This is a genomic window from Flavobacterium sp. LB2P53 (assembly GCF_003970305.1).
Classification (GTDB): domain Bacteria; phylum Bacteroidota; class Bacteroidia; order Flavobacteriales; family Flavobacteriaceae; genus Flavobacterium.
Genome location: NZ_RYDG01000016.1, coordinates 42,503 through 52,610, shown reverse-complemented (window position 1 = coordinate 52,610; position 10,108 = coordinate 42,503). Strand labels below are relative to the sequence as shown.

At 36.7% G+C, this 10,108-nt stretch carries 15 protein-coding genes and 1 tRNA gene; 1 reads left to right on the top strand and 15 read right to left on the bottom strand.

Translation table 11 applies throughout. The annotated features are described in order from the left end of the window. Positions 1-103: 103 nt before the first annotated feature. The 14 genes from EKL95_RS14525 to EKL95_RS14460 form a co-directional block, all read right to left on the bottom strand. Positions 104-412: a DUF4406 domain-containing protein gene (locus tag EKL95_RS14525; protein WP_126564515.1), complete on the bottom strand. Its 309-nt coding sequence runs from the start codon at positions 410-412 to the stop codon at positions 104-106. Next, entirely contained in the window at positions 409-750 is a 342-nt protein-coding gene (locus EKL95_RS14520; protein ID WP_126564514.1) for a hypothetical protein, read from the bottom strand. Before EKL95_RS14520 ends, EKL95_RS14525 begins: the two co-directional genes overlap by 4 nt. A gap of 131 nt (positions 751-881) precedes the next feature. Next, positions 882-1,094, bottom strand: a complete 213-nt coding sequence (locus tag EKL95_RS14515) for a hypothetical protein (protein ID WP_126564513.1) — start codon at positions 1,092-1,094, stop codon at positions 882-884. 1 nt (position 1,095) lies between these two features. Beyond that, on the bottom strand, positions 1,096-1,455 hold the full coding sequence (locus EKL95_RS14510) for a hypothetical protein (protein WP_126564512.1): 360 nt from the start codon (positions 1,453-1,455) through the stop codon (positions 1,096-1,098). Beyond that, positions 1,442-1,690: a hypothetical protein gene (locus tag EKL95_RS14505; protein ID WP_126564511.1), complete on the bottom strand. Its 249-nt coding sequence runs from the start codon at positions 1,688-1,690 to the stop codon at positions 1,442-1,444. Before EKL95_RS14505 ends, EKL95_RS14510 begins: the two co-directional genes overlap by 14 nt. 22 nt (positions 1,691-1,712) lie before the next feature. Further along, positions 1,713-1,829: transfer RNA gene (locus EKL95_RS14980), tRNA-OTHER, on the bottom strand. A 12-nt stretch (positions 1,830-1,841) separates the two neighbouring features. Beyond that, positions 1,842-2,048, bottom strand: a complete 207-nt coding sequence (locus EKL95_RS14500; RefSeq protein ID WP_126564510.1) for a hypothetical protein — start codon at positions 2,046-2,048, stop codon at positions 1,842-1,844. 107 nt (positions 2,049-2,155) lie between these two features. Beyond that, complete coding sequence (locus EKL95_RS14495; protein ID WP_126564509.1) at positions 2,156-2,866, bottom strand: DUF3164 family protein; 711 nt, start codon at positions 2,864-2,866, stop codon at positions 2,156-2,158. A gap of 16 nt (positions 2,867-2,882) precedes the next feature. After that, positions 2,883-3,179 carry a hypothetical protein gene (locus EKL95_RS14490; protein WP_126564508.1) on the bottom strand — a complete coding sequence of 99 codons (297 nt, stop codon included), beginning with the start codon at positions 3,177-3,179 and terminating at the stop codon, positions 2,883-2,885. Between the two features lie 178 nt (positions 3,180-3,357). Next, complete coding sequence (locus EKL95_RS14480; protein WP_126564506.1) at positions 3,358-3,717, bottom strand: hypothetical protein; 360 nt, start codon at positions 3,715-3,717, stop codon at positions 3,358-3,360. A 4-nt stretch (positions 3,718-3,721) separates the two neighbouring features. After that, positions 3,722-4,366, bottom strand: coding sequence for a hypothetical protein (locus tag EKL95_RS14475; RefSeq protein ID WP_126564505.1), 645 nt, complete (start codon positions 4,364-4,366; stop codon positions 3,722-3,724). Next, a complete protein-coding gene (locus EKL95_RS14470) occupies positions 4,366-5,298 on the bottom strand; it encodes an AAA family ATPase (protein ID WP_126564504.1) in 933 nt (310 codons plus the stop codon). Before EKL95_RS14470 ends, EKL95_RS14475 begins: the two co-directional genes overlap by 1 nt. Continuing rightward, complete coding sequence (locus EKL95_RS14465) at positions 5,295-7,361, bottom strand: hypothetical protein (RefSeq protein WP_126564503.1); 2,067 nt, start codon at positions 7,359-7,361, stop codon at positions 5,295-5,297. The genes EKL95_RS14470 and EKL95_RS14465 overlap by 4 nt, the downstream gene beginning before the upstream one ends. A gap of 141 nt (positions 7,362-7,502) precedes the next feature. Then, positions 7,503-7,715, bottom strand: coding sequence for a hypothetical protein (locus EKL95_RS14460; protein ID WP_126564502.1), 213 nt, complete (start codon positions 7,713-7,715; stop codon positions 7,503-7,505). An 87-nt stretch (positions 7,716-7,802) separates the two neighbouring features. On the opposite strand from EKL95_RS14460, the gene EKL95_RS14455 reads away from it, so the two are divergent. Then, entirely contained in the window at positions 7,803-8,498 is a 696-nt protein-coding gene (locus EKL95_RS14455) for a helix-turn-helix transcriptional regulator (RefSeq protein WP_126564501.1), read from the top strand. Between the two features lie 613 nt (positions 8,499-9,111). On the opposite strand, the gene EKL95_RS14450 is transcribed toward EKL95_RS14455, so the two are convergent. Then, positions 9,112-10,068, bottom strand: coding sequence for a geranylgeranylglycerol-phosphate geranylgeranyltransferase (locus EKL95_RS14450; protein WP_126458262.1), 957 nt, complete (start codon positions 10,066-10,068; stop codon positions 9,112-9,114). Positions 10,069-10,108: the final 40 nt, after the last annotated feature.

Sequence of the window (10,108 nt, the reverse complement as noted above, 5' to 3'; positions counted from 1 at the left end):
ACTATAAAAAACCTAATTTTAAATACAATAAATAGCTGTAAATCAAAACAATAAAACCTTAACTTAATGACATTGTGTGCGCGGTAGGTGGTTAGTTGCTCCATTAAATAATTGTTTCCAGTTCGTAATAAATGTGCAGCCCTAACTTGGTGGCCTTTCTATGTTCTATCATTGCGCCTTTGCTGTCCGTGTAGCACGGTAACATATAAATGGCGTCGCAAAACTCTAAAGCTTCAAGGCATTTGCTCATTGCCACGTCCCAGTCCTCTTTTGGGTTGTCTATGAGTTCAATTGGGTTTATGACGTCAAAGCCTTTTGCTTCGAGTTCGTCCTGAGCTTCTTTGAATTTGAGTGCGGTTGGTTCTGCGGGTAGTCCGGTAACTTTCCCGGCGATGTAGATTGTTTTATTCATTGTTGTAGTTTTTGGTGTAAATCAAGGCTCAGTTTTAACAAGTCATTGTGCGCCTTTTCTTGGTTTGGAATTTTTGGTAAAAAAATTTGAATAAATGAATAAAGAGCATATCCCTCGTGAAATTTAAGTTCTAAACCGATTAATTTCTTATTGCTAAACAGGTCAACGCTTTTTATTATTTTTCTGTATCGAGCGTGTATTTTGTCTGAAATATCGAAAAGAACCGAGCGGGTTACTTTTTCTTCTAACGAGATTGCCTTATAATCTTCGATTTGGTTCATCAACTTTTCTAGTGCCATTATTTGATCAGGCGTGACTTTAGTTTTAATCGGTTTCATTTCAACATTCTGTTTTGGGTTGGGTTAATTGCTTATGGCATTCTATGCAAAATTCTGCAGTAGTTTCGCAGCCACAAGTGGTACTAATCACTCTTATTTCGGCTATGTCGTGAGGGCATACCTCTGTGATGCTATATTTTTCTTCCATGGTATAAGCCACAATTTGAACAATAAAACTGCCCGTTTTTTTCTTTGACTGGCATTTCGATTTCGCATTCAAAACAATATAAATCTGTTGGTTTTAATTTTCTTTTTTTCTTTTTTGATGTATCAAAAAAAATAGTCATAAAAAGGGCAAATGACATTCCCGTAAAAAACCCGCCAATCCAAATAATTCCATTCATCTTACTTATATTTTGATTTTACGATTCCTTTAAATGCTTCGATAATCTTTGAAACCTCCTCAGGTTCCATCTTTTTGAGCGGCTTATTAACGGGTGATTTATCACTCATAAGAAAATCACTCAATCTGCTGATGTCGGGAACTTCGCCCCATTTGTCATTGGGCACCACCCATTGCGCCTGGCGTAGTAGCGATAGGATTGTTTTGTGCTGCTGATTGTCTTTGTCGAACAAACCCCATTTGTTTTTGCTGTGAGCTCTGCCACCTTGAACAATAGTTTGCAATTGCTTTTTTGGGGCGTTGTAGTCATCTATTGCGGAGCCTTGCCCCTCGAATAGATAGGGTGATTTAGTTGTTGTCATTAGGTTTAGTTATTTTAACTGGAAACTCTCCAAATACTTCAATTGCTGTTTGTATACCAAAATAAAAGCCGTTTTTTAAATCTTCAGGCAACTCAACTTTTTCACCGTCTTTACCTTGAATTAAAATTTTGGAATCTTTTTCGTTCTCAATAATTAATTGCAACTGGCCTATTTTTTTGTCAAACCACTCATTTGTTTGTAAAATAATTTCTAAATACTGATCTTTTTTTGACATCTTGTTGTTGTTTTAAAATTTGCTCCCGAGGCAGGATTCGAACCCGCATTGCTTAGTCTTTCCAATCGCTAGTAAGGAATCGAACCTTGCCTAAGTCAGTCCTACAAAAAGGACGCATTTACCATTTCGCCACTCGGGAAACCGAATTAACCTAACCCTTGTAAGTTGCTTTTGTATGTTTTTTGAATCTCTCGTTTTTGATGATCAGCTTTTCATAATTCCGAAAAGCCTGATGTTGCCTTGCGGTCAAATCCGCTTTACAAGACCAGTTTCCTAGGCTGTCTTTATAAATCACGTGGCCGTTCAAATCGTAGCTTTCGTGGTCAATTATCGGCGTTATGGTTATCTCTATTTTCATATTGTTTAAAGGTGGTTCTTATCTTAAATCGTAGCCATAATACATATTCAACGATGGCTTTCCCGTTGAGCACTATCAGCAATATTGCCAATAGTGCCGTTACTGAATTACTCGGGTGCATTGGTTTCTGCAATTACTTCGTTGTAAAACTCAAACTTGTACCCTTTAGAAAAATCAACCGCAGACATTGACAAAGGGATTGGCGTTTTGTTTTTGTTTTCGTCAATCAGTGCGGCTTCAACGAACCAAACCGAGCGCACCGGTTTGTACGACTTACTTATGATATCAACACCATCGGTAAACTCTTCATTACTGAATTTGGCGGTTAATTTTTGCAGCTCTAAAACTCGGCTACCTTTTAGGTTTCCTTTAGCGTCTTTTTTCAAAAGGTTAAAAACCATATCGACCAGTGCTGCCGTTTCGGCATCTTTTGCAAGCGAGCTAATGTATTTTTCTACTTTAGCAATCCCGGCGTTTACCGTGTCATCCCAACCGTCCGTAATTCGGTAGCCTATTTGCACTTCGCCACCTTCAAAGGAGAAAGTATGGGACTGCTGTTTTTCTTTGATTCCGTATACATCGGCTTTGAGTTTCAAAATGTCCTCGAAGTATTGAAACGCTTCGGTTTTGGCATTCGATAAGGTTTCTGATGCTAGGCATAATTTAAAAATGGCTTTAGGAACTGTTTGTTCAACGAGTTCTTTATAAGCGATTCTGTCATCGTCTTTTTTTGTTTCCTGAGCCTGTAGTGCTGCCTTTAGTTGTGCAGGTGAAAATTTGGTTAAATCTACTGGTGCTTCGATTGTTGCTGTACTCATAATTATTAATTTGTGTTTACTTTATAAATTTTTCATTTGAAAAGCCACCCCATCCAGTGGCTTCTATTTTTTCGATGGTGAACTTGATTTTTACCTCAATTCCTACTGGCATTTTATACTCCCGAACTTCGTGGCTAAACGTTTCGTTATTCGAGTGGCTTAATTGTGAAAGCAGTGCGCCACGCTCTTGGTTTATGCAAATGCGCTCCCCAGTTTTAAAAACATGAATGCGACCTTGCTTTTGCAAATCCGAACAATACACGAGCACGTTGTGTAAGTCTTCAAGTCGTTGGTAGATATCTTCGTTACTCATACATTGTAAATATTATAGTTTCTTAAATCGAAGGTGTCACGTTCGTAGGTTCTGCCTTGCTGTTGTTCTGTGAGCTTACGCAAGTCGGTTTCTATTATGGTGCGGTTAGCGTGGTTGGGATTATCCCTTAACCATTGCTCTAGCTCTGCTATTTTGTTTTTTCGATGCTGTGGGGTCATTAGTTTTGGAGTATGGAGTTAAACACTTGAGTTCCTTTTGGTATTTTGGTTTTTGCTTTTTCTAAAAGAGGCATAGGTCTAAGATTAAACAACCTAAAAGTGCTTTCGTTATAGCAGTTTTGCATGTCTATTTTGGTTATTGTTGGTAAATCGATATAGCGATCTGTTGATAAATGAAATTCTGATTCGCATTTTGTTAGTTCCATTAAGAACCAAGCATTGACTGCTGCATTAGAGAGAATTGCTTGAAAGTCTCTCATGTTAGTGATTACGCTTTCGCACCAGCGGGAGTAAAATCCAAAAACCATCATTTCGTATTCGTGTTCTGTAATTGCTAGTTTTTCTGTTGTTGTTTTCATAATGTCAGTTGTTTTGTTCTTGAGTTCCTCTTATTTTTTCATAACCCTCCGCCCAGATGATATACACACCTCCATTGGGTCCTATCGTTCTACCTTTGCAAAGGGCTTGATAGCCTGAAACAAAAATCTTTTTATTGGCGTCATACATGATCTTTGTTTCTAACTCTGAGTAGGGATTGTTACTTTTTGCCATTCCCGAAACGATAATAATTTTCTTTCGTTTATACTTGTTTGTAAATTCAAAATATTGTTGCAAGTCCTTAAAAAAATAGGTGGCTGAATTGATGATCACCACTTTTGGACTGTCTCTCTTTTCTAAATACTCACACAGCTCTTCGTAATTGTAGGATGCCGTTAGAAAATTATCCTTTACATCTTGCATGTTTTTTAATCGTATGCGATTGATAAAATCTAAATCATCTAAATCCTCTTCGAGTTCGTTATGAATAGTTTTATAGCTTTCTGAGAACGCTTTGGCTAAATCTAAAAGCAAACTACTCTTACCAGAACCAGAACCACCCCAAACAAACCAAATTCCCTTGTTTTGAGGGTTCCCAAATGCTTGATACAATTGAGGGTGTGTTTTATTGAAGTCAATGAGCGTTACTTTTTGATTTACTATGTTGTTTACTGTGAGTGCTTTTTTCATTAAAACATTGACGTTGGTATGTTTAACACTTTTCTAACAAACAACTCTGTTAGCGGTTCACCAGTTCTGTCTGCCTCTCGCATCGCTGGCACTAAACAGTCGTGCAATTCGCCATAGTTCTCACAGTTTGATTTTAAGAACCTTAATAAACCTTTGTCTTGAATGTTGTCCAGGAAACCTCTGTAGTTCTTATCGATGTTTGGCAACACTCGTATTCCAAACTTGATACGGCGGTAAAACTGGCGCATTCCTGCTTTTTTACGTTTTCTTAGTTTATCTAGGTTGTCAATGAGTTCATCAGTACCAATCAACACTATCGAGCAATGCCCTTTTAGATCATCGTAAAACTCTTTCATCATTCCCAGTGTAGGTTGTTTCATGTACTCGCACTCATCAAAAATTAATTGTGGTTTCAATCCGTCAAACTTTTGCTTTTGCATAAATTTTACAATGCCATTGATGTTTTTTGACTTGGTTTTTGAGTGTGGTATTTTGGCACCTTCTAAAATCTTATCTATCAAATCTGATAGATTATCAGAGCTTCCAACTTTGACAATAAATGTGTCGAGTGGGTTGGCTTTGGCAAACAACTCAGAGTTAAATGTTTTACCGCTTCCCGTTTCGCCAATCACCACATTAGTTAAGCCGTGTTCTTTAGAATCTTCAAGAATTGGCATCATTGCGGTCATTTGATTGGTTTGTACTGGTGTCCAATAGCTTTTTTTAAGTGCTAGGCCTATGAATTGGGCCACTTTTTCGAACCATCTTTCAGCAATTTCAGTAGGACCTATTTTGAAGCTCTTGTTTCGCATGTTAGACACGTAAGCCTCATTAATTCCTGACTTTTTCACAAACTCGTTAGCCGACATTTTGTGTAGTTCAAGGTAGTTTTCTAGTTCTTGTACAATTTGGTTTTTCAAGTCTGTTGTCATTGTTGTAAGTATTTGTTAATGTCTGTTTTTTGTTGGTAATAATCGTTTTGCTCTTCTTGCCACGTTTTTTCGGCTTGTTTTTCAATCTTTATTTCTTGCTTGAGTAACACTTTTTCTCCTAGTCGTTGCTTGTTTCGTTGGTCCTTGTGTTGTCCTCTTGAATCAACTATTAAATGTTTGGCCAGAGTGTCACTTAGTAGCGGGTTCTCAAAGAGGTTTTCTAATAAATCCCTATTTTCGCTTCGTTCGTCTGTGATGTACTGAATCGCTGCTTTGTTGTAATCGTTTACTCTTTTAAGCTCCATTGCATCGTTTTCGCCTCGATCATCCAGTGCCATTGCTTGAACATATTTTCGTTCTAGTAAAAAGCGGTGCTTGCTATCTGCACTTACTGCTAAAACTTGATCTATATTTTGAGGATCAAACAATACATTCCAATCTTGGTGTGCTTGTTTCCTAAATTCTAGCTCGTAAGAGTCATATACTTGCTTACTGCCTTCAATCTTGATATTTAGTCCAGAACCTACTAATCTGTTGGTTTGTCCTGATGTTTTACCCAATGCTAGTAAGAAGTTTTCTTGCGGCATTGGTAGTTTCAACGCTTCATCTACTTTTTGCCAATTGCTTAGGTACTCATCAACTTTTTTAGCTCTTTCTGCTTCTATGATTCGTTCTAATTGTTGGTGACATCCTTGTTCATCAGGAAAGAACTTACTCAACTTGTTTAGCATCTCAGAGTTGGGCTGATTTTTAGAACCACTATTCACGTTATGCCCAGACCAGTTATCCATTAGCTTGCAATACTTTTTGTTGATGTGATTGAAGTAAGGCTCAATTACTTTGGCTTTAGCATTTTTCACCTTTGCGGGAGTGTAGAACTTTGCGCACGCTTGATAAACAGGTGTCAATACTTTTGACTGGTAATTATCAGATTGTAACTGTCTAGGGTTGTATTTTTGACCAAATAACTCAGCTGTGTGATTGATGGAGTTGCGCATGGCTTCTTTTATAAGCTCTGGAGTCTCGTGTGATCCAATAGCATAACCTATTGGGTATTTATTGAAAGTATCCAAAACAACTACCATAGTTAAGCGATTGTGATAGGTCATTCTTGTTTGTCCTTTACTGTCGCTCACTGGTTTCTGATACAAAAGTTCTGCATCCCACCCGTCTAGTGTCCAATACAACATTGGCGTTGATGGCGCTTGACGTTTGTTTTGCATCAACATATTATTTGATAATGCTGAAACTCCATTACGACCTGCATAAATAACTAGGTTACTCTCTTTTTTGCGATTCCCAATAGTTTGAGCCGTGATCGATGGCCAGTTTAAGCGTTCCCCTACCATGTTATAAAGTGAGGCTATCAATTCATTGTCTAGGTTGGTGTGCTTTGCAAGTAGCTCATCAATTAAAGCCTCTTGTTCTCGCTCCTTAACTTTCAATGCGTTTTGCATTCCAAACTTCCCAGATATAACAGCAGGATAACCCTCTTTTGCATACTTTGTAACCTTGTAGCGTAGTGAATCCTTAGTAGTTGGCAGTTTGTGATCTACCTCTCTAAAAGCATTTACATCTTTACTCAAACTATCCCAAATATCTACTTTAGCACAACCCAATGCTTTTACATATTGCTGACGGTTGTTTTTGATAAGTAGCACCGTGTTTAGCACTGAGGCTTGATATACATACAACTCAATCGTGTCTAGTTCAAGTCTTAGTTTTTCGCCATACGTGTAGCCTGTGTAAAAATCCCACGCTGCACGATCAGCTACATAGTGTTGCGCAAACCAGCTATTTTTTATTTCCTCTTTTGGCTTACCAAAATGTATCACTAACATATCTTTCCACTCTTGTGATAAAGAACCGTGCAATACAAGTGCATCACTACCTAGCGAAGCCCGGCGCAACTGTTGTTCAGTACACGTTGACGACTTCATACGGCCATTAATAGCCTTGTAGCTTATCACTTTTAAGCTATCGCTATGAAAGTGGCGGTCATAAATCAAATACTTGATCTTAACACCTAGTTTCTTATCGTGAAATTCGTATGGAGTTTCCAAATTGTGTATTTTTTAATTAAAGTGCTTGAGGCTCACTAAATGTGATGCTTCGTATTGCGCCACCTTGTAGAGTGATCGTTTCAATTACTTCACTAGTGAAGTCTTCGTTTACGTGGTGAATGATCTTAGTCTTCATGGTTTTTAGTTTTTGTTGTTGAATTTTTCCAGAGCTTCCGAAAATTGATTTTTTAGTGACTTATAATCCGCTTGAACTTTATCAGCCGTAAGACTTTTATTATCACCTTTTAAGCACATTCTGATGTATACCTTGGTCATTCCATACTTAGTAACCAGTGCATCCAATATTTTAGGATCGTAGGTATACTTCTTATTTTTTTGATTAGCTTTGTTCATTGCTTTTTTTGTTTCTTATTTGAAAGGCAAATATATAGACAATTTTCTATTTACAAAACAAAAAATAACCTTTTTTCTATTTTATTTATGAAAGCAATTGAAAGACTATACAAATACATTGATTACAAAGGTGTTAAGCCTTCGCCATTTGAGAAAGAAATCGGCCTTTCAAATGGCTATCTTGGTAAGCAATTGAATAGAAAAGCAGATCTAGGAGAAGGAATACTAATTAAAATAATAGAAAATTGTCCAGAAATTAGTCCCGAATGGCTATTGATGGGAAAAGAGCCAATGCTAAAAATAGAAGACACAACTAACAGTAATGTTTTTAGGTTAAAAACAGATACTAATATTCAACATCAGTCGGTACCGCTTTACGATATCCAAGCCTCAGCATCAGTTGTGGCATTATTTAGGGATTCCAGCACAGAAACCCCAGTAGATCACATCACAATTCCCAATTTACCTAAATGCGATGGTGCGATTTATGTTAGTGGAGATAGTATGTACCCGCTACTCAAGTCCGGTGATATAATTATGTATAAAAAAGTGGCTAATGAGATAGACAACATGTTTTGGGGTGAGATGTACCTGGTGTCATTGATCAATAATGATGGCGATGAGTTTGTAATGGTAAAATGGCTCCATAAAAGTGAATTAGGAACCGATTACGTGAAGTTAGTTAGTGAGAACCGCCACCACCAGCCAAAGGACTTCCACATCAAGAACATCAAGGGCTTAGCCTTAATCAAGGCATCTGTGAGGATCAACTCCATGTATTAAAACATAAATAATTAAAAATCAATTACTTATGTTTTTTAAATATACTTATTTGTGCGCTAGGGGGGTAATTATCTAATAAAAAACATTAGTTTCATTCTAAAAACTGCTATTTATGGGGTATTGCATCTTGTTTTTTTTGCGCTTGTGAGGTGACCCATGAGGTGACCCATTAGGTTACCCATTGATTTAAAAGGGATTTTTTTGAGATGTACACAAAAAGCGTTTAAACACCCAATAAGAACCGTTTAAAAAGTGTTTAAATAAGTATTCAAAGTTCTTATAAGTACTTATTTTGTTGGTAAATTAGCCTTTTTAATGCCTTTTTTATTGCTTGGTTGTAATAGATCATTCAAACGGTAGTATAGCGCTAAGGAAAGCGGTAGGATAATGGTAGTAAACGATAGTACTTGTACATTTCAATTTTACACAAAAAAAGCCCTTACATTTCTGTAAGAGCTTGATTTTATTAGCCTTTTCGACCTTTTTTCGACCTTTTTTTTATTAAGTATATTGTTTATTTTAATTTATAGCCCATAGAACCCTTCTTCTATTTCAAGAGAATGCCTAGCCTGATGATAGAGGTTTTTTTTAGTAATTCTTAAAAAGGGATTGTCTAAAGCATCATCAGCAATCTTTTGCCGTGCCATAAAACACTCGGATCAATCAGTACAATACAAAATACTCCAGAGACAATTAAAAATTTCAGGACATTATGAAGCAATAGAAATTGTGGTTTAGCATTTGATTTCCACAAGTAAAGCAAGGATAAAATAAGGATTATGAGCGAGGAATAAAAATAAATATCCATATATCCCACATCGTAAATTTCGATTAAAACATAAACGGGGAAAACGGTAAGGAGTGTCAAAAAGGTTATGATTTTTTTTGAAATTTCTTCTCCATAAACAATGGGAATCGTTTTATAATCAGTAATTAAATCGCCTTTCAGATTTTCTAGGTCTTTAATCATTTCCCGAATCAGCAGCAATAAGAACAAAAAAGAGGCATGCACAAATATTACTCCAAGCTGTCTTTTGTAATTTTCAATTTCTTCAAACGGGATCTGATTGTAGTAATACAATAGTATGGCAAAAAAAGGGGTCACGGCAAGTAAAGCCGCTGTCAAATTTCCTATTATAGGGTATTTTTTTATTTTATGGGAATAAAACCAAATAACGAAAATGTATAGGGAAAAGAATAAAAAAGCACGCCAAGAAACAAACAGAGCCATTAAGGCAACTATGAAATTCAATGTAAAATAGACGTTTAGTTTTGTTTTTTGACTCACTAATCGATCTAACATGGACTTGTTAGGGCGATTGATTAAATCTTTTTGGCTGTCATAAAAATTATTGATAATATATCCCGAAGCAATTGTTAGTGATGAAGCAAAAACCAAGATAAATAAATTGAAATCGAGTAAAATAGCCAAAGCTCTTGTGTCAGGAGCCAAAATAAATATGGCTGAGAGGTATTGTGCCAGGATAATGACCGGAATGTTATAGCCTCTAACCACAGAGAACAAACTTGCAATTTTCATTAGGAGAAGTTTGTGGTGCCTGCTTAACATTTAGATTTATTTAAGAATGTGCTCCCAATAATAAGGGTGC